The sequence below is a fragment of the Mycobacterium sp. E3198 genome, from assembly GCF_001667015.1.
Classification (GTDB): domain Bacteria; phylum Actinomycetota; class Actinomycetes; order Mycobacteriales; family Mycobacteriaceae; genus Mycobacterium.
This window is the reverse complement of record NZ_LZIS01000015.1, coordinates 47,094-68,653: the sequence shown is the minus strand read 5'-3', so window position 1 is coordinate 68,653 and position 21,560 is coordinate 47,094. Positions and strand designations below refer to the sequence as shown.

The window sequence follows — 21,560 nt, the reverse complement described above, 5'->3', positions numbered from 1 at the left end:
GCCGAGGACCAATGGCGGCCATGGCGGGCCAAAAGGCCCGTTCGAGCCGCGCCCGTCGTCGCTAACGTCGACCGCGGGGCGAGTTAGAGGTACAGCGATGACGGTATTGATGACGGGGTTTCCCGGCTTTCTCGGCAGCGCATTGCTGCCGGGCATTCTCAAACGCGTTGACGGCTCCGCGATTTGCTTGGTGCAGCCCAAGTTCGCCGCCATCGCGGAACTACGGGTGGCCGAGCTGTGCGCCGCCGATCCGTTCCTGGAGGGCCGGATCGAGGTGGTCGAGGGCGACATCACGACACCCGGGTTGGGCCTGCCGTCGGACGCCCTGGTCGGGGTCACCGAGGCGTGGCACCTCGCGGCCGCCTACGACCTGGCCGTGCCCCGCGACGCGGCGGTTCGGGTCAACGTCGACGGCACCCGGAACGTCCTGGAGGCGCTCGAGCGCTGCCCCATGCTGACGCGGCTGCACTACTTCAGCACCTGCTACGTCAGCGGCCGCTACGAGGGTCCGTTCGGCGAGGACGACCTCGAAGTCGGCGCTCCGTTCAACAACCACTACGAGGAGACCAAGAACCGCGCCGAGGTGGAGGTCCGCCGGCACATGGCCACCGGCATGCCGGCCACCGTCTATCGGCCCGCCATCGTCGTCGGCGACAGCCGCACCGGCGAGACGCAGAAGTTCGACGGCCCCTACTTCGTCATGCAGTGGTTGCTGCGACAGCCCCGCCGCGCGCTCCTGCCGGTGGCGGGCGACCCGACCGCGACGCGGGTGAACGTGGTCCCGCGCGACTTCATCGTCGATGCGGTCGGCTATTTGAGCGGCCTTGCCGCATCCGAGGGCCGAACGTATCAATTGGCGGATCCGCGCGCGCTCACCGTCGAGGAGATCGCGCAGACGCTCGCCGAGGCGACGGGCCGGCAACTCATCAAGGTGCCGGTGCCGCGGAAGCTGGCCAAGGCGTCGCTGGCGCACGTCCCGGGGCTCTACCGCCTGATGCGGATCCCGCCCGAGGCGGTCGACTACTTCGCCCACCCCACCACCTATCTGACCGACCATTGCCGCGCCGACCTCGCCGGCAGCGGCATCGAGGCGCCGCCGTTTCCCGGTTATGTCGATCGGCTCGTCGAGTACATGCGCGCGCATCCCGAAGTCGGCTCGGCGGCGATGTTCTAAGAGCGCTTCGCGCCGCAAGCGGTTCGCGGTCTAATTGGTGGATGGAACCGATGATGCCCACCGACGCGGTCTTCTTGCTGGGGGAATCGCGTGAACACCCCATGCACGTCGGCGGCTTGCAGCTGTACGAACCCCCGCCGGGGGCCGGTCCGGAGTTCGTCCGGGAATTCACCGACGCCCTGATCGCCAGCGGCGAATTCCAGCCCACCTTCCGCAAGCACCCCGCCACGATCATGGGCGGGATCACCCCGATGGCGTGGGCGTACGACGACGAGGTGGACGTCGACTACCACGTTCGGCGCTCGGCGCTGGCGTCACCGGGCCGGGTCCGTGAGCTGCTGGAGCTGACCTCCAGGCTGCACACCAGCCTGCTCGATCGCCACCGCCCGCTGTGGGAACTGTATGTGGTGGAGGGGCTGAAGGACGGCCGGTTCGCGATGTACTGCAAGATGCATCACGCGCTGATCGACGGTGTTTCCGCGCAGAAGCTGATGCAGCGCGCGTTGTCGAATGACTCGGAGGACAACGAGATTCGCGCGCCGTGGAGCCTTCCGGTGCGAAAGCGCAAGCCCAGCCCCACTTCCCGGCTGGGGTCGCTGATCAGGACGGCGGGATCCGTTGCGGCGCTTGGTCCCTCGACCGTCTCGCTGGCCCGGGCCGCGCTGCTGGAGCAGCAGCTGACGTTGCCCTTCGGCGCGCCGCGCACCATGTTGAACGTCAAGATCGGGGGCGCGCGCCGGTGCGCCGCCCAGTCCTGGTCGGTGGATCGCATCAAGAGCGTCAAGCGGGCCGCGGGCGTGACCCTCAACGACGTGGTCCTGGCCATGTGCTCGGGCGCGCTGCGCTACTACCTGCTCGAGCAGAACGCGCTGCCGGACACACCCCTGGTCGCGATGGTCCCGGTGAGTTTGCGTCGCGAGGACGAGGCCGACGCCGGCGGCAACCTGGTCGGGGCGATCCTGTGCAACCTGGCCACCGACGCCGACGATCCGGCGGAGCGGCTGCAGGCCGTCAGCGAGTCGATGCGCAGCAACAAGAAGGTGTTTTCCGAACTGCCCCGGGTCCAGGCGCTGGCGCTGTCGGCGCTGAACATGGGCTCGCTGGCCCTGGCGGCGGTCCCGGGCTGGGTCAACTCCACGTCGCCGCCCTTCAACCTCGTCATATCCAACGTGCCCGGGCCCCAGGAGCAGCTGTATTGCGGCGGCGCCCGGCTCGACGGCAACTACCCGCTGTCCGCCATCCTCGACGGGCAGGCGCTGAACATCACCCTGGTCAGCAACGCCGGCAACCTCGACTTCGGTCTGGTCGGCTGCCGTCGCAGCGTTCCGCACCTGCAGCGCCTGCTCGCGCACCTCGAGTCGTCGCTCAAGGATCTGGAACGGGCCGTCGGGGTCTGACGGTCGATGCCGAAGCTCAGCGCGGGTGTGCTGGTGTACCGCGGCGTCGAGGGCGTCGTCGAAGTGCTGATCGCGCATCCGGGTGGCCCGTTTTGGGCCCGCAAGGACGACGGCGCCTGGTCGATTCCCAAGGGCGAGTACACCGACGGGGAGGACCCCTGGGAGGTCGCCCGGCGCGAGTTTCACGAGGAGCTGGGGCTGCCCGTGCCGCCCGGGCCGCGGATCGACTTCGGCGCGCTGAAACAGCCCAGCGGCAAGGTGATCACCGCGTTCGCCGTCGAGGCCGACGTCGACGTCACCGACGCGCACAGCAACACCTTCGAGCTGGAGTGGCCGAAGGGCTCGGGCCGGATGCGGGAGTACCCCGAGGTCGACCGGGTGGGCTGGTTTACGGTGGCGCGGGCGCGCACGAAGCTGCTCAGGGGTCAGCGCCCGTTTCTGGATCGATTGATGGCCCATCCGGCGCTGGCCGGCCTTGACGAAGGGACTTGACATGCAAACGCTGCGCACACCCGACGACCGATTCGACGGCGTGCCCGACTTCCCTTACGCGCCAAGGTATTGCGAGGTATCGGACGGCGAGGACGGGACGTTGCGGATCGCCTGGGTCGAGGACGGGCCGCAGGACGCCGACCCGGTGCTGTTGCTGCACGGCGAGCCGTCGTGGTCGTACCTGTACCGCAAGATGATCCCGATACTGGTGTCCGCCGGGCATCGCGTCGTCTGCCCCGACCTGGTCGGGTTCGGTCGCTCGGACAAGCCGACCCGGCGTGAAGACCACACCTATGCCCGCCACGTCGAATGGATGCGCGCCGTCGCCTTCGACGTCCTCGACCTTCGCGACGTGACCCTGGTGGGCCAGGACTGGGGCGGGCTGATCGGGTTGCGGCTGGCGGCCGAGCATCCCGAGCGGTTCGCCCGGCTGGTCGTCGCCAACACCGGCCTGCCGAACGGCGAGCAGCCGATGGCCGACGTGTGGTGGCGCTTCCGGGAGGCCATCACGACGGCGCCCAACCTGAACATCGGCTGGTTCGTGCAGGGCGGCTGCCGCCAGCAGCTCAGCGACGAGGTGCGTGCCGGTTACGACGCCCCGTTTCCGGATGACGCGTACTGCGCCGGGCCGCGCGCGATGCCGACCCTGGTGCCGACGTCACCCGAGGATCCCGCCGCGGCGGCCAACAAGGCGGCGTGGGCCAAGCTGTCCGTGAGCCCGACGCCCATGCTGGTCGCGTTCAGCGACAGCGACCCCATCACCGGGCCGATGGCCGCGATCTTTCAGCGCGGGATGCGCGGCGCGCAGGGCATCAAGCATCCGACGATCCGCGACGCCGGGCACTTCCTGCAGGAAGATGCGGGCGAGGAACTGGCCAAACACATCGTGGAGTTTCTGCGGCGCTGAGCCGGCCCGCGGCGCGGGCAGAATGTGAGCATGACGACCGCCGCCCGAGCCGAAGCGCAGGGGCTGCTGCTGCAGCTGCTCGACCCGGCCACCCGCGCCGACCCGTATCCGCTCCTGGCGCAATTTCGCGACCTGGGGCCGCTGCAACTGCCGCAGAGCAACCTCACCGTGTTCTCGGCGTACCGGGACTGCGACGAGGTGTTGCGGCACCCTTCGTCGAGCAGCAGCAACATGAAGTCGACGGTCGCGAAGCGCCAGCTCGAGGCAGGCTTGTTACAGCCCCGGTCGTTTCCGCCGGGATTCTTGTTTCTCGATCCACCCGATCACACGCGGCTGCGCAAGCTGGTCGCCAAGGCGTTCTCACCGAAGGTGGTGAGCGCGCTGGAGCCCGAGATCGTCGCGCTGGTGGACGGACTGCTGGATCGGATCGCCGAGAAGGGCGAGTTCGACGTCGTCGAGGATTTCGCCTATCCGCTGCCCGTGGCGGTGATCTGCCGGCTGCTCGGTGTGCCGCTCGACGACGAACCGCAATTCAGCCGGGCGTCGGCGGTGCTGGCGCAGGCGCTGGACCCGTTCTCGACGATCACCGGCGTCCCGCCGGACGTGGTGAACGAGCGGATGCAGGCGGTGCGGGGGCTGCGCGGCTATCTCCACGACTTGATCGAGCGGCGCCGGTCGGAGCCGGGTGACGACCTGTTGTCGGGCCTGGTCGCCGTGGAGGAGTCCGGCGACCAGCTGACCGAGGACGAAATCGTCTCCACCTGCAACCTGCTGTTGATCGCCGGACATGAGACCACGGTGAACCTGATCGGTAACGCGATTTTGGCCATGCTGCGAAACCCCGTGCACTGGGCGGCCTTGGCCGCCGACGCCAATCGGGCTCCGGCGATCGTGGAGGAGACCCTGCGTTACGACCCGCCCGTGCAACTGGCCGGGCGGGTTGCCGCCGCGGACATGACGATCGGCGACGTCGACGTCCCGGCGGGCGACATCATGATGGTGCTGCTCGCCGCGGCCCAGCGGGATCCCGTGGAGTTCGACCGGCCCGACAGCTTCGACCCGGATCGGGGAACCCTGCGGCACTTGGGGTTTGGTCGCGGCATTCACTATTGCCTGGGCGCGCCGCTGGCGCGGTTGGAGGCCGGCGCCGCCCTGTCGGCACTCACCGCACGCTTCCCCGAGGCGCGGCTGGCGGGCGAACCGCGCTACAAGGCGAACGTCACGCTGCGCGGTTTATCGGAGTTGACGGTTGCCGTCTAACAACGGCGCGAGCGTGCGTGTCTGTCCAGCGACACGCCGTATTTCGCGTACAAGTACGCACCCTCGCGGCCCACGCACCCGCGCCTACCCACGCTCCCATGGCGCGCTCTCGTCCATCTTCTTGTAGTACTTCGCCAGGTGGCTTTTGACGCGGCCGACGTCGGCCTTGGGCAAATCGATGCCGCCGCGGGCGCCGTCCATTATGGCGCCCGCGATCATCACTCCCCGCGGCACCGCCTTGAGCTCGCCGCCGATCACGTCGGCGAACAGCAGCTTGTAGGCGGTGAAGTTGTCCTTTTTGCCGCTGTCGTACCAGATGTGGGCGTCCCGGTATTTCTGGTTCGGTTTGTCCTGGGCGCCGGCCCATTTGCGCACCCGCTTTTCGGCGGCGCCGCCGTCCCACTTGCGGTTGCGATCGGCCAACGGCAGGTCCCTGAATGTTGTTACCGACATTCGTCTCGCGTGCCCGCTGCCGGCACCGGATAAACGTGGCGGATTGAGGGTTAACTCTCGCCGCTTGCGGCCAACGCAATCGAAATCGGGATGGACGTGGACATCTCGATCTTGCCCTGCTTGTCGTAGTAGGCGCCGATGGTGTACTCGCCCTCGGCCTCGACCGGGAAGGTCAGGTTTTCGGTGAAGCAGCGGTATTTGGACGGTCGGTCGCCGTCGTCGGGCCAGTGCCACGACGCCTCGAGGCTGCCGCAGGGCACCCCCGCGGGGTCTTTGCACACGACGTGCAGCTCCGCGTCGTAGTCACCCCCGGACCGCGCGTGCACCACCAGGACGATCGGAATCGTTGCGGTCAAAGGAATTTGCTCCACCTGATACCAGGTCGTGGGTATGCCGGTGGCGCAGATCGCGCCGCTTTCGTCGAGCGCGGCGGTGCCGGCCACGAAAAGCGCGGCGATGTTCAGCATTGCGACAGCTTAATTCCGCAAGAATTTCGCAAGTGATCGGCGGTAGCTTTCAGTCCGGCGAACCGAAGTTGGGACCGGTAGCAACGCGGGCGATGTCGAATTGCAGGGCAACGCGGCCCAGCAGGGCCCCACCATCGGAAAGGACAACGATGAGCAGCGTTCGTTCCATCACACGACGAATCACGCGGGCGGCAACGACTGCGTTGGTGGCCGGCGGTCTCGGGGTGGCCGGCTTAGGCCTGACCGCGGGCACCGCCCACGCGCATCCCGGCCCTGTGCCGCTGAACGCCTGGCCCGGCTGCCCGGAGGACCACCCGAGCGGCCCCTGCCATTGGTGCCCCGGCCAACCGCTGCCGCCGACCGGCAACCACGTCACCAACCCGGTGGTTTGGGACAACAACATCTGCCACACGTACTACTACGTGTACTTCGGGCAGGGCAACGTCGCCCAAAACATCTGGGATGGGGAGAACCCGCCGCCGCCGCCCCCGCCTCCGCCGCCGGCCCTGATCAACAAGGACAACTGCCAGCAGATCCTCGGGATCTTCTGCCCGCACGCGTGATCCGACGGCCCTAGGCCGGCCCGAGGCCGGGCACGATGTCGCCGAGGCTGAAGGTCACCGGCTGCTCGAGTTGCGCGTAGGTGCACGAGCGGGGGTCACGGTCGGGGCGCCACCGGCTGAACTGGGCGGTGTGCCGGAACCGCGGACCTTCCATGTGGTCATAGCGGACCTCGACCACCCGCTCGGGCCGTAGCGGCACGAACGAGAGATCCTTGCCGGCGTTCCAGCGCGAGAATTCGTTCTTGCGCGGCGTCCGTTCGCCGGCCTCGTGCGCGGCCCAGTTCCACGGGTGGTCCTCGAAAGTCGTGACCAGCGGCTGCAATTCGGCGAACAGCCGCCGCCTTTCGGCCATCGGCAAGGCGCCGATCACGCCGACCGACGCGAGCTGACCGTCGTCGGTGTAGAGCCCCAGCAGCAGCGAGCCGATCGCGTCACCGCCCGACTTGTGGACCCGATAGCCGGCGACCACGCAGTCGGCGGTCCGCTCGTGCTTGATCTTGAACATCACGCGCTTGTCCGGCTGATAGGTGACCGTCAGCGGCTTGGCGATGACGCCGTCGAGGCCGGCGCCCTCGAACTCGGAGAACCACCGTTGCGCGGTTTCGGTGTCGGTGGTCGCCGGCGTCAGATGGATCGACGGCCCGGAGCCTGCCAGGGCGTCGACGAGGGCGGCGCGCCGCTCGCTGAACGGGCGCCCGGTGTAGTCGTCGTCGCCGAGCGCGAGCAGGTCGAACGCGATGAAGGAAGCCGGCGTCTTCTCGGCCAGCATCCGCACCCGCGAATCGGCCGGGTGGATCCGCTGCTGCAGCGCCTCGAAGTCGAGGCCGTGGTCGGTCGCGACGACGATCTCGCCGTCGATCACGCAGCGCGGCGGTAGTTCCGCTCGCACCGCGGCGACGAGTTCGGGGAAATAGCGGGTCATCGGCCGCTCGTTCCGGCTGCCCAGCTCGACTTCGTCGCCGTCGCGGAAGCAAATGGACCGAAAGCCGTCCCATTTGGGCTCGTACGACGCGTCCGGCGGGATCGACCGCACCGGCTTGGCCAGCATCGGCGACACCGGCGGCATGACAGGCAAGCGCATGAGGTCATTGTGCTGGAATCGTCATGTGGCTGTTGCAGCGGAGGAAATCGATGTCGACGGCATCTCGGTGCGGCTGACCAACCCCGACAAGGTCTACTTCCCCGCGCTGGGGTCGAACGGGACGAAGCGGCGGCTGGTCGAGTACTACCGTGCCGTGGCAAGTGGCCCGATGCTGACCGCACTGCTCGACCGGCCCACCCATCTGCAGCGCTTCCCCGACGGCATCGACGGCGAGGAGATCTACCAGAAGCGGGTGCCGCAGCACCATCCCGACTACCTGGAGACGTGCCGGGTGACGTTCCCGTCGGGACGCACCGCCGACGCGCTGAAGGTGACCCACCCGTCGGCGATCGTGTGGGCCGCGCAGATGGGCACGGTCACGCTGCACCCGTGGCAGGTGCGCTGCCCGGACGTCGACCATCCCGACGAGTTGCGCATCGACCTGGATCCGCAGCCCGGCACCGGTTTTCAGCAGGCGCGCGCGGTAGCCGTCGACGTGCTGCGGCCGCTGCTCGATGAACTCGGCCTGGTCGGCTACCCGAAGACGTCCGGGGGCCGCGGGGTGCACGTGTTCCTGCGCATCGCCACCGACTGGGGCTTTGTCGAGGTGCGCCGGGCGGGCATCGCGCTGGCCCGCGAGGTGGAGCGCCGCTCGCCCGACGCGGTGACCACCTCGTGGTGGAAGGAGGAGCGCGGCGAGCGGATCTTCATCGACTTCAACCAGAACGCCCGCGACCGCACCATGGCCTCGCCGTATTCCGTGCGGCGCACGCCGATCGCGACGGTGTCGACGCCGCTCACGTGGGACGAGCTGGCCGGCGCCGATCCCGACGACTACACGATGGCGACCGTGCCCGACTTCGTGACGCGCCGCGGCGACCCGTGGGCCGGCATGGACGACGTGGCCCAGTCGATCGCGCCGTTGCTGGAGATGGCCGACGCCGACGACGAGCGCGGGCTGGGCGACATGCCGTACCCGCCGAGCTACCCGAAGATGCCGGGCGAGCCGAAAAGGGTGCAGCCGAGCCGGGATACGGATCGGAAGAGAAACGACGAGCCGTCGGGCTGAGCGCGAGGTCAGCCGCGGTTTACGGGTAGGTTTTCGCGGGCTTGGTCCGCCGCCGGAGGCGGTAACGGGCGCTGATGACCACCACCAGTGGCCAGAGCATCTCCGCGGTGGCGGCCGAACGTTCGCTGAGCCCCAGGTGCACCCCGCGCCACGCGTCGTAACACATCCAGCTCAGCAGTGCGGCCAAGATGACCGAGGCTGCCACCGCCCAGCGAACGCGCCGACTCCGACTGATCGGGCGGGCCCAAGGCACCGTGAGCAACGGCCAGATGGCCAACAGGGTCGCGCCCAAGCCGGTGGCCGCAATGTGGGCGGTGGCCGTACCGAGGCGATCGGGAAGCGCGGCGACCGCCAGACCACAACATCCGGCAAGCGCCAAGGCCGCGCGCGGTAGCAAAGGCAACACGCGCAGCCCCACGGCGGTGACTATCTGGCATCCGGCGCTGATGGCCAGACCCGCCGTCATGACCCATTCGCCGCGCCCGTCGGCCGCCAACGCGCTGAGGGTCTCGCTGACCGGGTTGTACGACTCGATGCGCACCGACCTGGCGATACCGGCGCTGGCGAGCAGAACGACGGGCGCGCATGCCGCCGACAAGACAGTCCACCAAGGCACCGACAACCGCGTTGCCATGAGGCGTGGGTTACCCGGGCCACCGCCCGTCAATAGTCGGATCGCCCCATTTTTCTCAGCCCCCTCTCACAATTGCGGCGCCGGTCCTGGGTAATACGGCAAAGAGGATGTCGGTTCTGTTCGATCTGGCGCAGCTGCCGATTCGCGTCGCGCGTCGGCTTGGCGGCGCGATGCCAATTCCGGCCCATCCCGAATTGCCGACGGAAGCGCCGCTGGTGGTGGTCGACGGCATGCCGGAGGGTGTGCCGCCGGCGGCGCGGCGACCCGAGCCGCGGTTGCCGCGCCCGGCCGGCTGGCCGTTCGGCGAGGATTTCCCCCGCACCTGTGGCACCGGACGCCTGGCCGCGGGCGCGTCGTTTTGGACCGACTTCGTCTATGACGACCACGGGGCGACCGGCACCAGGATGAGGTTGCCCGCGGCGGGGCGCATCGTGCCGCCCAAGGGCACGTTCGTCTATCCCGATGGCCCCGCCGCCCGCAACGGCGCCGACATCTTTCGCGTCGCCGTCGGGCTGACGGACACCCACACCTGGTGGCGGGTCGACTGGAACACTTTGCAGGACCCGTCGGTGCCGATCGCGTTGTTCGCCTTCGACACCGGCCCGGCGCGGGGCGGCATCGAGGATTGGCCGGCCGGGGCGGGCGTGCGCTCCGCGGGCATCGACTTGGCCCTGCTGATCTCCGGCGCGGGCGCGTGGGTGATCGATCTGACGACGCAGGCCACCACGCCGGTCGGTCACACCGTCGACCGCCAAGCGCGCTCATTTGTCGCGCAGGTGCCGCGGGCGCTGGTCGAGCCGGAGGGGAGTTGGACGGTGCGGCTGGTGGCCGGTCTCGCCAACGACGCGGGTGACCGGTTCGCCGATGTGCCGCCCGAGCGCGGCGCACGGTCGGGTCAGCCCAACGTCTACAACGTCGCCTTCCGCCGCCACGAGCAGGAACTCGTCCACCACAACTTCTGGATGGACCAGGCGCAGGCCGCGGCGCTGACCGACGGTGACGTGTCGCAGTTTTCGCTGGCCGTCCAGTGGGACGAACTGGCCTCCGGCGTCACCACCGACGAGCCGGTGCTGACCGGCATGTCGACGCGGTGGTACGTCTCCTCGGTGGAGCTGGGTCAGGGGATCGCCGACACGGATCTCTTGGCGACCGAGCCGCAGTTCCTCGGCCGTGTGCAGCCCTACTCCGTCTGCCTGCCAACCACATTCGCGCCGGGCCGGCGGCTGCCGTTGACGCTGCTGCTGCACTCGATCGCGATGGGCCAGAATCAGTTCGCGGCGGTCGATCCCGAGCTGCTGGAGCAGATCTGCGAAAAACGCGATTCGGTGGTCGCGACGCCGCTGGGGCGCGGCCCGGCGTGTTGGTACCTCGACGAGGGCGAGCTCGACTTCTGGGAAGTCTGGGCACGGGTCGCCGAGCAGCTCGGCACCGACCCGAATCGCACTGTGCTCGCCGGCTTTTCGATGGGCGGATACGCGACCTACCGGCTGGGCCTGACCTACCCCGCGGTGTTCGCGCAGGCCATCGTTCTCGCCGGGCCCCCGACGTGCGGTGTGCGCCTGATGCCCGGAATCGACATGGCGGCGGACGTGGACGCCGACTCACACTGCTCCCGCGAGGGCGAGACGTGGCCGCTGCTGCGCAATGCCCGCTGGCTACCGTTCGTCATCGCGCACGGTCTGTTCGACGAATTCGTGCCGATCTTTTCGGTGCTGCAGCAGGTGCTTCGCCTCGATCGGCTCGGCTACCGCTACCGCTTCACGGTGTACCTGGGCGAAGACCACGTGGCGCTGGCGGTGCAGGGCAAGTTCGATGACGCGGTCGCTCACATGCGCTCCACGACCCGGCAGGCCGACCCGGGCCACATCACTTACGCGTGGTATCCGCAACTCGTGCGACCCGATCTCGGCATTGGGCCCCAGAGGGTTTGGTGGATATCGGGGTTGCGTGCCGCCGACGAGATCGCGGCGCGGCGCGGCGCCGTCGCCACCGTGGACGCGCGGTCGTACGCCCGACCTGATCAGAAGCACCGCGCCCACCGGCGTGGCGGGGGCATCCTGAACTTCGATCCGACGCCGGGAGCGTTCGCGGAAAGGGTGTGGCGGTTCGGCCCGCCCGCCGAGGCGCAGCCCCGACTGTCGCTGCGGCTGACCGGGGTCGCCGCCCTGACCGTCGATGCTGCCCGCGCCGGGCTTGCGGGATGGGCGCGCTCGACCGTCACGGTCCGCACCGACGGCGCGGCCGACGTCACGTTGGACCGGCTGCCGCCTGCCACGACCGTGCGCATCGACGGTTCCATCACCCGCAGGACCGTGACCGTGCCGCCGGGGCGCCATCGGATCACCCTGGAGTCGGGCGTGGCGACCCCCGAGGACCCGTCGTGAGGGCGGTTGGGCGGCGCTCAAACGGTTACCCCCTTTCTACGGGCACGGACCGCGATGCCCGGCAAGCCGGCGGGGAGGACGCACATGGGCATCGGAATTTCGGTCGCGGGGCTCAGCAAGTCGTTCGGGCCCTCCCGAGTCTGGGAAGACGTGACGATGGACATCCCGCCGGGTGAGGTCAGCGGGCTGATAGGCCCGTCGGGAACCGGCAAGTCGGTGTTCTTGAAGTCACTGATCGGCCTCTTGCAACCGGAGCACGGTTCCATCGTCATCGACGGCCAGGACATCATCACCAGCACGGCCAAAGAGCTGTACGACATTCGCAGGCTGTTCGGCGTCATGTTCCAGGACGGCGCGCTGTTCGGCTCGATGAACTTGTACGACAACACCGCGTTCCCGTTACGCGAGCACACCAAGAAGACGGAGAGCGAGATCCGTGACATCGTCATGGAGAAGCTCGAGCTGGTGGGGCTGGGCGGCGACGAGCAAAAGATGCCCGGAGAGATCTCGGGGGGCATGAAGAAGCGTGCGGGCTTGGCCCGCTCGCTCGTCCTCGACCCGCAGATCATCCTCTGCGACGAGCCCGATTCCGGTCTTGACCCGGTGCGTACGGCCTACCTGTGCCAGCTGCTCATCGACATCAATGCGCAAACCGACGCGACCATCCTCATCGTGACGCACAACATCAACGTCGCCCGGACCGTGCCGGACAACATCGGCATGCTGTTCCGCCGCAGACTGGTGATGTTCGGCCCGCGCGAGGTGCTGCTGACCAGCGACGAGCCGGTGGTCGGGCAGTTCCTCAACGGCCGGCGCATCGGCCCGATCGGCATGTCGGAAGAAAAGGACGAGGCGACGATGGCCGAGGAGCAGGCCATGCTCGATGCCGGTCAGCACGCCGGCGGCGTCGAGGATGTCGAGGGAGTGCCGCCGCAGGTCGTCGCCACACCGGGTATGCCGGAGCGCAAGGCCGTGGAGCGCCGCAGGGCCCGGGTGCGCGAGATGCTGCACACGCTGCCCCCCAAGGCGCAAAAGGCGATTCAGGACGACCTCGAGGGCGCCGACGGTCGCCGATCGGGCGACCGGGGCTACGACGATCACGAGAGCGACACGGCGGCGATGCCGGCCTCACGGCAACGCTGAGCAAGCGGGCCGCGACGCCCGAACCTCCATTGCCGAGCTAGGCAGGCGCCGGTTGCGGCACGAACTCCGGGATTTCGTTGCGCGACCGCGAAATCTGGCCGGCAAAGAGCGCGATCAGCACGCCTGCCAAACCGGCGACCGTCGTCTCCGCGGACGAGCCCGACAGCACGAAATACGCGAACGCGGCGCCTCCGATGAGCAACGCGACACGCGCGGGAGTCCAGTGCGCCGCCGACGGCAGGCGATGCGACAAGCCGATGCCGAGTAACAGAGCCAGGACATGCCCGGCGGCGGTGAAGTCCGCCCCCGAGGCCGCCATCAACGCGATGCCCAGCCACCACCCGACCCACACGTGGCGCCAGCGCGACGGTATGGACGCCGTCAGAGCGCCCAGCACGCACACCGCGCCGTAACTGACCCCGACATCGCTCGCCCGCGCGATGGAGAACGGCAGCCATCCCGCCTTGAGCGCGACCACCAGCCCCGCGGCGACGAGCAGCGTGGCGCCGACATGGCCGACCACGAACGCGACCACCAAACCCTTGCCGCGCCAGATCAATTCGCCCAGCGCCAGCAGGCAGACCAGCCACGGCAGCCAGAGATAGACCTCGCCGCCGTCGTCGACGAACGCGCTGCCCACCAGCGTGCTCAGGTGGCCGTGCGCGAGGTTGTGCAAGTTGGTGCTCATGCGGCTCACCGCAACTTCGCGCGCGTGGGGACCGAGCGCATTCAACACGACCGAGATCGCGGCCAGCAGGACGGTGTAGGCCGCCGTGACGCGCACCGATGCCGCGCGGGACAACGCCCGCGCGACCCAGCCCTCGCCGACGGCTAAGGCATACATCGTGATTCGCCTCCGGCCGAGTGGCCCGACCAGCCGCGGTCCCGGGCGAGCAGGTCGGCGATGGTCTCGCGGCGCACCAGCTCACGTGCCCTGCCGTCGGCGGCGGCGACCAGTGGCGGGCGGCCGACCAGGCTGCAGCTGGATCCCATCGAGTAGTGGTAGGCGCCGGTGCAGGCCACCGCCACCAGGTCGCCGGGGTGAATGTCGGCCGAGAGTTCGACATCGCGGGCGATCTCGTCGCCGGCCTCGCAGTGCCGGCCCACCACCGTTACCGGCGCGGTGTCGGCAGAAGGGCGCCGATTGGCAAGTGCCACGGTGTATTTCGCGTCGGCGCCGGCCACGCGCGGATTGTCGCTCATGCCGCCGTCCACCGCCACGAAGGTGCGTCCGTCGCCCCGGCGTTTGACGGCGACCACCCGGTACAGCGTGATCCCGGCGCGGGCCGCGATCGCGCGGCCCGGCTGAATCACGATCCGCGGTCGGGGATAACCGTATTTGGTGCAAGCGGATTGGAGTGTGGCGTCGACGACCGCGCCCAACGCCCGTGGATCGAGTTCGGGGTCCCCGGACCGATAGGGGACCGCGTGGCCGCCGCCGAGATTGAGCTCGCCCAGCACGATCCCGTGGCGGTCACGCACCTGGGCCATCAAGGCGATCACCTGCCTGATCGCCTCGCCGTACAGCCCGACACCGGCGAGCTGCGACCCCAACTGGCAGTGCAGCCCGACCAGGTCGAGCCACGGCTGATCCAGCACGCGCTTCACCGCGCCGTAGGCCTGGCCGCCCGCCAACGCGAAGCCGAATTTCTGGTCGAGCACCCCGGCGCTCACGGCGCCGGGGTCGATGTCGGGGACCACCCGGATCAGCACGCGTTGCCGACGGCGCACCCGCCCGGCCAGCAGCGCGATCTCGTTGGGTGTGTCGATCACGATGCGCCCCACCCCGGCGGCGACCGCGTCGTCCAGCTCGCCGGCGGTCTTGGCGTTGCCGTTGAGGATGATCTTTGACGGCGGCACCTCGCCGGTGAGGGCGGTGGCCAGTTCGCCGCCGGAACAGACGTCGACGCCCGCGCCTTCGTCGGCTGCCCACCCGGCGACGGCCGCGCACAGCAGCGCCCGACCGGCGTAGATCACCTCGGCGCCGGGAAGCGCCGCCCGATAGTTGCGGATGCGGGCGCGGAAATCCGCCTCGTCGACGACGTAGGCGGGGGTACCGAACGCGGCGGCCAGCTCGGTGGCGGCCACCCCGCCGACGCACAACCGGCCCGTCTCGTCGACGTCGCTGCCCAACGGCCAGATCGCCCGGTCGAGTTGCGGGCGCAGCTCCCGCCGAGGCGGCGAAACCAGCTCGAACAGCGTCATACGTCCACGGTGCAGGGGCACGGCGGGATCCGCCTCGCTCTTAACGAAGCTTTCACACCGGTGTGATCAATCTTCACAGAACCTGCATGGCCCCGAGGCCGGTCCGCGCCTTGACGAGCTCGTCCCGGTGCTGCTACACATGGCGTGCGGCGGAAATTGGGCGATCGCCCAAAATCGCGGGGAGTCGAGGTGGCTATGGCGGGCCGGATGGACGGCAAGGTCGCGTTCGTGACCGGGGCGGCGCGCGGGCAGGGCAGGAGCCACGCGGTCCGGCTCGCGCGGGAGGGCGCCGACATCATCGCCGTCGACATCTGCCGCAAGTTCGACGCGTCGCCGGCCGACGGCGCGACGCCCGAAGACCTCGACGAGACCGCGGGATTGGTGAAGGACGCCGGCGGCCGCGTCGTCACCGCCGAAGTCGACGTTCGCGATTTCGACGCGTTGCGGGCGGCCGTCGACAGCGGGGTCGAACAACTGGGCCGCCTGGACGTGATCGTCGCGAACGCCGGCATCGGGACAACGGCGGGGAAGCTGCACAAGACCGACGAGGCGCTGTGGCAGGAGATGATCGACGTCAACCTGAGCGGGGTGTGGAAGACGGTGAAAGCCGGCGTTCCGCACATCCTGGACGGCGGCCGGGGCGGCGCCGTCGTCCTCACGTCCTCGGTGGCCGGCTGCAAGGCGTATCCGCACATGGGCCACTACGTCGCGGCCAAGCACGGCGTGATCGGGCTGATGCGTTCGTTCGCCGTCGAATTGGGCCAGCGCATGATCCGGGTCAACGCCGTCCTCCCGACGCACGTGAACTCGCCGCTGCTGATGAACGAGGCCACCTACCGCGCCTTCCGGCCGGAACTGGAAAATCCGGGACCCGACGACCTGGCGCCGGTGTGCCAGAGCTTCCACTACCTGCCGATTCCCTGGGTGACCCCCGAAGACATCACCAACGCCGTGCTGTTCTTGGCCTCCGACGAAGCGCGCTACATCACCGGCGTCGCGCTGCCCGTGGACGCCGGCAGCTGCCTGAAGTAAGGAAGCATCGATGACGGTTACCAGCGACACCGACGTCTACTACGACCCCTACGACACCGGCATCATCGCCGACCCGTACCCGACCTATGCGCGGCTGCGCGAAGAGGCGCCGATCTACTACAACGAGCGCTACGACTTCTGGGCGATATCAAGGCATTCCGACGTCGAACGCGCCCTGGCCAACTGGGAGGTGTTCTCCAACCGCCGCAGCGACATCCTCGAGTTGATCCAGTCGAAATTCGACATGCCCGGCGGCGTCATGATGTTCCAGGATCCGCCCGAACACACCAGGCTGCGCGGGCTGATGTCGCGGGTGTTCACTCCGCGCCGGATGGCCGAGCTCGAAGACCAGATTCGGCGGTACTGCGTGCGGTGCCTGGATCCGCTCGTCGGGTCGGGCGGCTTCGACATCATCGCCGAACTCGCGTCGATGATGCCGATGCGGGTGATCGGAATGCTGCTGGGAATTCCGGAATCCGAACAGGTTTCGGTGCGCGACGCCAACGACGCGAACCTGCGCACCAGGCCGGGCACGCCGATGAAGGTCGTCGACGCCGACTCCATCGCCGACGGACGCATCTACGCCGACTACGTCGAATGGCGGTCCAACAACCCGTCGGACGACCTCATGACGACGTTGCTCAACGTCGAGTTCGACGACGAGCACGGGGTGCACCGAAAGCTGACACGCAAAGAGGTGCTGCATTACACCCAGGTGGTCGCGGGCGCCGGGAACGAGACGACGGGCCGGCTGATCGGCTGGCTGGCCAAGGTGCTCGCCGAGCACCCCGACCAGCGGCGCGAGGTCTGCCAAGACCGGTCGCTGCTGACCCGGACCGTCGACGAGACGCTGCGGTTCGAGCCCACCGGCCCCCACGTCGCCCGTTGGATGGCAAAGGATTTCGAGTGCTACGGCAGGACGGTTCCGGCCGGCAGCGCCATGCTGCTGCTGTTCGGCGCGGCCAACCGCGACCACCGCCGTTACACCGATCCGGACACGTTCAACATCCGCCGCGACAACATCTCGCACATCACCTTCGGCAAGGGCGTGCACTACTGCCTCGGGGCGAACCTGGCGCGGCTCGAGGGCCGGGTCGCCCTCGACGAGATCCTCAACCGCTGGCCGGAGTGGGACATCGATTACGACACGGCGCAATTGGCGTCGACCTCGACCGTCCGCGGCTGGGAGCGGCTGCGGGTCGTGCTGCCCTAGGTCGGGTCAATCACGCCGCTTCGTTGGCATCTCGAACCGGTCCAGGAATCGGTTGACCAGTGCGACGGCCTCGTCGTGGCCGCCTTTGGTGCCCAGCGTCTGCTCGAGGATCAGGGTGCGCCCGACCGCGGCGATGACGACCGCGATGCCCGCGGGCGGGAATTCGCTTGTGTCGAGGCCGTGTTCGCGAACGATGAAGTTCAGCGCGGTGATCTGCATCTCGCGCCAGCGCTCCTGCCAGGCGGAGATCTCCGCCCGGATCTCCTTGCGGTGGTTGGCAAGTCCCATGAACTCCAGCAGCAGCCTCGCGTCCTTGGGTTCGACGAGCGTCTCCCAGAAGGCGTGCAGGGGCTTCTCGGCGGCCAGCGCCTCCCGTTGGCGTTCCAGGTAGGCGGCGGCGCCCCGGCGGAAGACGTCGAGATACAGGTCGTCCATCGTCGGGAAGTAGTAGTGCACCAGCGCCGGTTTGACCCCGGCTTCGGCGGCCACGCGCCGCGACGTAGCCGCGGCGTACCCCTCCTCGACCATGATTCGACTCGTCGCGTCGATCAGCATGTCCCGAGTAGTGGTGTCCCTGGCCATCACCGGACCCTAAGTTGGGCGATCGCTAAAAATCAACTCCCTTGCCCACCGGAATCGGGCCGGCTTGACCCGCGTCGCGCGGGGGTGATAGGTAATGTCAGGCCCCTCATGCTGGGCGGTCGCTCAGGAAGGTGGGTGTGCGTGAAGACTGCGGTGGTGACGGGCGGTGCGTCCGGGATCGGCCGTGCGGTCGCGGAACGATTGCGCAGCGACGGGTTTCGGGTGGCGGTCATCGACCTGTCGCCCACCGACGACGGCTTCGGCTACGTGGCGGACGTCACCGACCGTGCGCGGGTCGACGCCGCGATGTCGGCGATCCGGGATGCGCTCGGCCCGATCCTGGTGCTGGTCAACGCCGCCGGCGTGGAGGGCTTCAAAAAATTCCTGGGCATGTCGTTCGAGGAATGGTCGAAGGTGATCGACGTCAACCTCAACGGGGTGTTCCACACGATTCAGGCCGCGCTGCCCGACATGGTCGAGGCGGGCTGGGGGCGCATCGTCAACATCTCGTCGTCCAGCACGCACTCCGGTCAGCCGTTCATGGCCCACTACGTCGCGGCCAAGTCCGCGGTGAACGGCCTGACCAAGTCGCTGGCCCTCGAGTACGGGCCGAGCGGGATCACCGTCAACGCGGTTCCGCCGGGGTTCATCGACACGCCGATGCTGCGCAGCGCCGAGCGCCGGGGACTGCTGGGCGGCACCGTGGACGACCACATCGCGCGCACGCCGGTGCGGCGGGTGGGCACGCCGGGGGACATCGCCGCGGCGTGCGCGTTCTTCGCCTCCGAGGAGGCCGGCTACATCACCGGCCAGATACTCGGTGTCAACGGCGGGCGCAACACCTGAGGGTTAGGAAGTCGCGTCAACGGGGAACTGTTCTGCCGTGCCTCTCCGCTTTCAGGACGTCATCGCGTCCAAGTACCTGCTGCTGACCACCTTCACCAAGGACGGCCGTCCCAAGCCGACCCCGATCTGGGGCGTGCCGGACGGCGACAAGCTGCTGGTCATCACCGACGACGGCTCGTGGAAGGTCCGGCGGATCAACAACACGCCGCGGGTGACGATCGCCCGGAGCGCCGCACTGGGCAAGCCCAAGAGCGAAGCGGTCGAGGCGGTCGCCCGGGTGCTGCCGAAGTCCGAGACGCGGCGGGTCTACAACGCCGTGCTCAAGCGGTACTGGTACCACGCGTGGTGGTTCTACGCGCACTCGATCGTGCGCGGCGGCATCGACAAGGTGCACGTGGGGTTGGAGATCACGCCGGCTGCGTAGCGTCGCTGCGGGGGTCGATGAGGATCTTCGCGTGCGCCTCGGGGTCGCCGAGCGCGTCGAACGCGGCCTCGACGCCGGCCAGCCCGACGGTGCCGGTGATCAACGGCGCGACGTTGACCTTGCCGTCGGCGAGCATGTGCAGGGTGTCGCGGAACTCCAGTGGGGTGTAGCCGAGCACGAACCGGAGGTCGATCTCCTTGTTGATCGCCATCGCCGGCCGGATCTGGTCCGCGCCCATGCAGACGCCGACCACGACGACGCGCGAGAACAGCGGCGCGCTCGCGATGATGCCGTCGATGATGCCCGGGACGCCGACACATTCGAAGATGATGGGGTGCTTGGGCGTCGCGGCGCCGGCCGCTTCCGCGGCGCGCCACACGTGCCACCAGGGCAGCCGCAACCGTTGCAGCTTCTCGATCGTGCCCACCGCCAAATCGAACGCCTCGAGGATGCCGTGCAGGTGTTTGCGGCTCGCGTCCGTCTCGTACGGCGAATCCTGCGCGGGGTCGACGACAATGTCGGCCCCGCAGGCGGTGGCCAGCGCGCGCCGGCCCGGCGCGAAGTCGCTGGCGATCACCGTATGCACCCCGTGCGCCTTGAGCATGCAGATCACCGCGAGACCGATTGGCCCGCAGCCGATCACGATCGCCACGTCGCCCTTGCCCACCTCGCCGCGACGGACGGCGTGCCAGCCGACGGCCATCGGCTCGGTGAGGGCGGCCAGCTCGGGGGACAACCCGTTCGGGACGGCAAACGTCAGCGACTGCTCGACGAGGAGCTGTTCGGCATAGGCGCCCGGCGCCATTGTGGACAACCCGATCCCGTGCACCTCCTTGCCGCGGCCCAGCAGCGGCAGGGCGACCACCGTGCTGCCGGGCCGCGGGGCCTTGCGCGTGCCGGGGCCGTAATCGAGCACCTCGCCGCAGAATTCGTGCCCGAACACGACCGACTGGTTCGATCGCATGAACGCGTCGTACCCGGATTCGACCATCACGTCGGCGAGTTCGTCGCAGTGGTGGCGCGCATGCAGGTCCGAACCGCAGATGCCGCACCGCAGGACCTCGATCAGCAACTGGCCCTTCGCCGGGGCCGGGGTCGGGGTGTCGACCACTTCGAGTTTCGCGTTGGTGCAGGTGACGGATTTCATCCTTCGGATCGTCCTCGGGCGCACGCGAAAGTGCAACTGGCAACACGTTTCCCGAGAAGGGACGCCCGTAGTAGCACTTTCGCGGCTAATTGCCGGCGGCCCGCAGGGCCTCGAAGGTGTCGGCGACGGTTTCCTTGGGATCGCGATAGGTGATGCCGAGTTCCCGCTCGCTGGGCGAATCGTCCGATGCCGGCATCTGCGTGTAGTACTGCATCCCCGCCGACGTGAACGGCGTGTCGAAGGGCAGGAACCGGCCCGCCCGATCCATGACCGCCCCGGCCACGCGCAGGGCGGTGTCCGGGATGGGAACCGCGACCATCGGGGTGCCGGCGACCTCGCCGAGCATGGTCGCGAGCTCGGCCGCGGGCACCCGGTGCCCGCCCGCGGTGTAGCGGCGCGGCCCGCGCCCGGGCTCCAGCAGCGCGGTGTGCAGCGCGGCCAAATCGCGGGCGTCGACGATCAGCCAGGCCGCGCTGCGCCCCGGGATCGCGTGCATCTGCACCGCCGCCTTGACGCCCTCGCCGGCCTCGCCGAACTGGTTGCCGACCGGCGGGCCGAGCACCATGCCCGGGTAGGTGATGTTGACCGGTGCGCCGGCGTCCTGCAGGCCGCGGGCATAGATCTCGACCTGCGCCTTGGACGTCCCGTAGCCGTCCGCCCCGCCGACGACCGGGAGGTCCGCGCTCAGCGTCTGCAGGCCCGGATGGAACAGCGCCGTGAAGCTCGACACGTGAATGATCGGGTCCAGGCCCAGCTCGACGGACTGCCCGAGGACGTTCTGCGCGCCCTGCATGTTGGTGGTCAGCATCTCGTTGGTCTGCCGGGGGTCGACGGCCACCAGGGCGGCGCTGTGCACGACGGCGTCGCAGCCGCGCAGGGCCTCGCGCACCGAAACGCGATCGGTGATGTCCCCGACGGCGAAGTCCGAGACGTCGACGCCGAGCTGGGCGACGGACGTCTTGAGCCGATCGGGGTTGCGCACCAGGAACCGGATGGAGTGCCCGGCGTCGGCGATCGCCTTGGCGGTCCACCCGCCGACGAACCCCGTCCCGCCCGTGACCAGAACGTGCATGGTGCGATTCTGCAC

Annotated in this window: 22 protein-coding genes; 13 read left to right on the top strand and 9 right to left on the bottom strand. The window is 68.9% G+C overall.

Features of this window, described 5'->3' with window-relative positions; all coding sequences use genetic code 11:
* The first annotated feature begins 97 nt into the window (after positions 1 to 97).
* The 5 genes from A5673_RS02810 to A5673_RS02790 are packed head-to-tail and all read left to right on the top strand — an operon-like array spanning position 98 to position 5,230.
* A complete protein-coding gene (locus A5673_RS02810; RefSeq protein WP_068226981.1) occupies positions 98 to 1,174 on the top strand; it encodes an SDR family oxidoreductase in 1,077 nt (358 codons plus the stop codon).
* 41 nt (positions 1,175 to 1,215) lie between these two features.
* On the top strand, positions 1,216 to 2,571 hold the full coding sequence (locus A5673_RS02805) for a wax ester/triacylglycerol synthase family O-acyltransferase (protein ID WP_068226980.1): 1,356 nt from the start codon (positions 1,216 to 1,218) through the stop codon (positions 2,569 to 2,571).
* A 6-nt stretch (positions 2,572 to 2,577) separates the two neighbouring features.
* On the top strand, positions 2,578 to 3,063 hold the full coding sequence (locus A5673_RS02800) for an NUDIX domain-containing protein (RefSeq protein ID WP_068226979.1): 486 nt from the start codon (positions 2,578 to 2,580) through the stop codon (positions 3,061 to 3,063).
* A 1-nt stretch (position 3,064) separates the two neighbouring features.
* Entirely contained in the window at positions 3,065 to 3,970 is a 906-nt protein-coding gene (locus A5673_RS02795; protein ID WP_068226978.1) for a haloalkane dehalogenase, read from the top strand.
* Positions 3,971 to 4,000: 30 nt separating this feature from the next.
* Positions 4,001 to 5,230 carry a cytochrome P450 gene (locus A5673_RS02790; protein WP_068226977.1) on the top strand — a complete coding sequence of 410 codons (1,230 nt, stop codon included), beginning with the start codon at positions 4,001 to 4,003 and terminating at the stop codon, positions 5,228 to 5,230.
* Positions 5,231 to 5,314: 84 nt separating this feature from the next.
* Here the strand turns inward: A5673_RS02790 and A5673_RS02785 are convergent, their stop codons facing one another.
* Positions 5,315 to 5,683, bottom strand: coding sequence for a hypothetical protein (locus tag A5673_RS02785; protein WP_068226976.1), 369 nt, complete (start codon positions 5,681 to 5,683; stop codon positions 5,315 to 5,317).
* A gap of 50 nt (positions 5,684 to 5,733) precedes the next feature.
* Positions 5,734 to 6,150 carry a hypothetical protein gene (locus tag A5673_RS02780; RefSeq protein ID WP_068226975.1) on the bottom strand — a complete coding sequence of 139 codons (417 nt, stop codon included), beginning with the start codon at positions 6,148 to 6,150 and terminating at the stop codon, positions 5,734 to 5,736.
* A gap of 206 nt (positions 6,151 to 6,356) precedes the next feature.
* Here A5673_RS02780 and A5673_RS02775 point away from each other — a divergent pair, with 206 nt between their 5' ends.
* The gene (locus A5673_RS02775) at positions 6,357 to 6,713 is read left to right on the top strand and encodes a hypothetical protein (protein WP_068226974.1); all 357 of its coding nucleotides are present in this window, start codon (positions 6,357 to 6,359) and stop codon (positions 6,711 to 6,713) included.
* A gap of 10 nt (positions 6,714 to 6,723) precedes the next feature.
* Here the strand turns inward: A5673_RS02775 and A5673_RS02770 are convergent, their stop codons facing one another.
* Positions 6,724 to 7,794, bottom strand: coding sequence for an ATP-dependent DNA ligase (locus tag A5673_RS02770; protein ID WP_068226973.1), 1,071 nt, complete (start codon positions 7,792 to 7,794; stop codon positions 6,724 to 6,726).
* A 25-nt stretch (positions 7,795 to 7,819) separates the two neighbouring features.
* Here A5673_RS02770 and ligD point away from each other — a divergent pair, with 25 nt between their 5' ends.
* On the top strand, positions 7,820 to 8,863 hold the full coding sequence (gene ligD / locus A5673_RS02765; protein ID WP_156747794.1) for a non-homologous end-joining DNA ligase: 1,044 nt from the start codon (positions 7,820 to 7,822) through the stop codon (positions 8,861 to 8,863).
* Positions 8,864 to 8,882: 19 nt separating this feature from the next.
* On the opposite strand, the gene A5673_RS02760 is transcribed toward ligD, so the two are convergent.
* Complete coding sequence (locus tag A5673_RS02760; protein WP_068226971.1) at positions 8,883 to 9,497, bottom strand: DUF998 domain-containing protein; 615 nt, start codon at positions 9,495 to 9,497, stop codon at positions 8,883 to 8,885.
* A gap of 107 nt (positions 9,498 to 9,604) precedes the next feature.
* On the opposite strand from A5673_RS02760, the gene A5673_RS02755 reads away from it, so the two are divergent.
* The gene (locus A5673_RS02755) at positions 9,605 to 11,881 is read left to right on the top strand and encodes a prolyl oligopeptidase family serine peptidase (RefSeq protein ID WP_068226970.1); all 2,277 of its coding nucleotides are present in this window, start codon (positions 9,605 to 9,607) and stop codon (positions 11,879 to 11,881) included.
* An 84-nt stretch (positions 11,882 to 11,965) separates the two neighbouring features.
* Entirely contained in the window at positions 11,966 to 13,024 is a 1,059-nt protein-coding gene (locus A5673_RS02750; protein ID WP_068226969.1) for an ABC transporter ATP-binding protein, read from the top strand.
* A 37-nt stretch (positions 13,025 to 13,061) separates the two neighbouring features.
* Here the strand turns inward: A5673_RS02750 and A5673_RS02745 are convergent, their stop codons facing one another.
* Entirely contained in the window at positions 13,062 to 13,868 is an 807-nt protein-coding gene (locus A5673_RS02745; protein ID WP_068226968.1) for a rhomboid-like protein, read from the bottom strand.
* A complete protein-coding gene (lysA, locus tag A5673_RS02740; RefSeq protein ID WP_068226967.1) occupies positions 13,856 to 15,229 on the bottom strand; it encodes a diaminopimelate decarboxylase in 1,374 nt (457 codons plus the stop codon). Before lysA ends, A5673_RS02745 begins: the two co-directional genes overlap by 13 nt.
* 195 nt (positions 15,230 to 15,424) lie before the next feature.
* On the opposite strand from lysA, the gene A5673_RS02735 reads away from it, so the two are divergent.
* Together A5673_RS02735 and A5673_RS02730 are read left to right on the top strand one after the other, a co-directional pair.
* On the top strand, positions 15,425 to 16,261 hold the full coding sequence (locus A5673_RS02735; protein ID WP_068226966.1) for a mycofactocin-coupled SDR family oxidoreductase: 837 nt from the start codon (positions 15,425 to 15,427) through the stop codon (positions 16,259 to 16,261).
* Between the two features lie 10 nt (positions 16,262 to 16,271).
* A complete protein-coding gene (locus A5673_RS02730) occupies positions 16,272 to 17,474 on the top strand; it encodes a cytochrome P450 (RefSeq protein WP_068226965.1) in 1,203 nt (400 codons plus the stop codon).
* 6 nt (positions 17,475 to 17,480) lie between these two features.
* Here A5673_RS02730 and A5673_RS02725 read toward each other — a convergent pair whose 3' ends face one another.
* A complete protein-coding gene (locus A5673_RS02725) occupies positions 17,481 to 18,029 on the bottom strand; it encodes a TetR/AcrR family transcriptional regulator (protein WP_068226964.1) in 549 nt (182 codons plus the stop codon).
* 168 nt (positions 18,030 to 18,197) lie between these two features.
* Between A5673_RS02725 and A5673_RS02720 the strand changes: the two genes are divergently transcribed.
* Complete coding sequence (locus A5673_RS02720; protein ID WP_068226963.1) at positions 18,198 to 18,902, top strand: SDR family NAD(P)-dependent oxidoreductase; 705 nt, start codon at positions 18,198 to 18,200, stop codon at positions 18,900 to 18,902.
* 37 nt (positions 18,903 to 18,939) lie between these two features.
* On the top strand, positions 18,940 to 19,326 hold the full coding sequence (locus A5673_RS02715; protein WP_068226962.1) for a PPOX class F420-dependent oxidoreductase: 387 nt from the start codon (positions 18,940 to 18,942) through the stop codon (positions 19,324 to 19,326).
* On the opposite strand, the gene A5673_RS02710 is transcribed toward A5673_RS02715, so the two are convergent.
* Together A5673_RS02710 and A5673_RS02705 are read right to left on the bottom strand one after the other, a co-directional pair.
* Entirely contained in the window at positions 19,310 to 20,473 is a 1,164-nt protein-coding gene (locus A5673_RS02710; RefSeq protein ID WP_068226961.1) for a zinc-binding dehydrogenase, read from the bottom strand. The genes A5673_RS02715 and A5673_RS02710 overlap by 17 nt on opposite strands.
* 85 nt (positions 20,474 to 20,558) lie before the next feature.
* Positions 20,559 to 21,545: an SDR family NAD(P)-dependent oxidoreductase gene (locus A5673_RS02705; RefSeq protein ID WP_068226994.1), complete on the bottom strand. Its 987-nt coding sequence runs from the start codon at positions 21,543 to 21,545 to the stop codon at positions 20,559 to 20,561.
* Positions 21,546 to 21,560: the final 15 nt, after the last annotated feature.

Excerpts from the sequence above, each read along its gene's own strand:
- A5673_RS02810 (WP_068226981.1), top strand. The coding sequence starts at position 98 with ATGACGGTATTGATGACGGGGTTTCCCGGCTTTCTCGGCAGCGCATTG.
- A5673_RS02805 (WP_068226980.1), top strand. The coding sequence starts at position 1,216 with ATGGAACCGATGATGCCCACCGACGCGGTCTTCTTGCTGGGGGAATCG.
- A5673_RS02800 (WP_068226979.1), top strand. The coding sequence starts at position 2,578 with ATGCCGAAGCTCAGCGCGGGTGTGCTGGTGTACCGCGGCGTCGAGGGC.
- A5673_RS02795 (WP_068226978.1), top strand. The coding sequence starts at position 3,065 with ATGCAAACGCTGCGCACACCCGACGACCGATTCGACGGCGTGCCCGAC.
- A5673_RS02790 (WP_068226977.1), top strand. The coding sequence starts at position 4,001 with ATGACGACCGCCGCCCGAGCCGAAGCGCAGGGGCTGCTGCTGCAGCTG.
- A5673_RS02785 (WP_068226976.1), bottom strand. The coding sequence starts at position 5,683 with ATGTCGGTAACAACATTCAGGGACCTGCCGTTGGCCGATCGCAACCGC.
- A5673_RS02780 (WP_068226975.1), bottom strand. The coding sequence starts at position 6,150 with ATGCTGAACATCGCCGCGCTTTTCGTGGCCGGCACCGCCGCGCTCGAC.
- A5673_RS02770 (WP_068226973.1), bottom strand. The coding sequence starts at position 7,794 with ATGCGCTTGCCTGTCATGCCGCCGGTGTCGCCGATGCTGGCCAAGCCG.
- A5673_RS02760 (WP_068226971.1), bottom strand. The coding sequence starts at position 9,497 with ATGGCAACGCGGTTGTCGGTGCCTTGGTGGACTGTCTTGTCGGCGGCA.
- A5673_RS02755 (WP_068226970.1), top strand. The coding sequence starts at position 9,605 with ATGTCGGTTCTGTTCGATCTGGCGCAGCTGCCGATTCGCGTCGCGCGT.
- A5673_RS02750 (WP_068226969.1), top strand. The coding sequence starts at position 11,966 with ATGGGCATCGGAATTTCGGTCGCGGGGCTCAGCAAGTCGTTCGGGCCC.
- A5673_RS02745 (WP_068226968.1), bottom strand. The coding sequence starts at position 13,868 with ATGTATGCCTTAGCCGTCGGCGAGGGCTGGGTCGCGCGGGCGTTGTCC.
- lysA (WP_068226967.1), bottom strand. The coding sequence starts at position 15,229 with ATGACGCTGTTCGAGCTGGTTTCGCCGCCTCGGCGGGAGCTGCGCCCG.
- A5673_RS02735 (WP_068226966.1), top strand. The coding sequence starts at position 15,425 with ATGGCGGGCCGGATGGACGGCAAGGTCGCGTTCGTGACCGGGGCGGCG.
- A5673_RS02730 (WP_068226965.1), top strand. The coding sequence starts at position 16,272 with ATGACGGTTACCAGCGACACCGACGTCTACTACGACCCCTACGACACC.
- A5673_RS02725 (WP_068226964.1), bottom strand. The coding sequence starts at position 18,029 with ATGCTGATCGACGCGACGAGTCGAATCATGGTCGAGGAGGGGTACGCC.
- A5673_RS02710 (WP_068226961.1), bottom strand. The coding sequence starts at position 20,473 with ATGAAATCCGTCACCTGCACCAACGCGAAACTCGAAGTGGTCGACACC.
- A5673_RS02705 (WP_068226994.1), bottom strand. The coding sequence starts at position 21,545 with ATGCACGTTCTGGTCACGGGCGGGACGGGGTTCGTCGGCGGGTGGACC.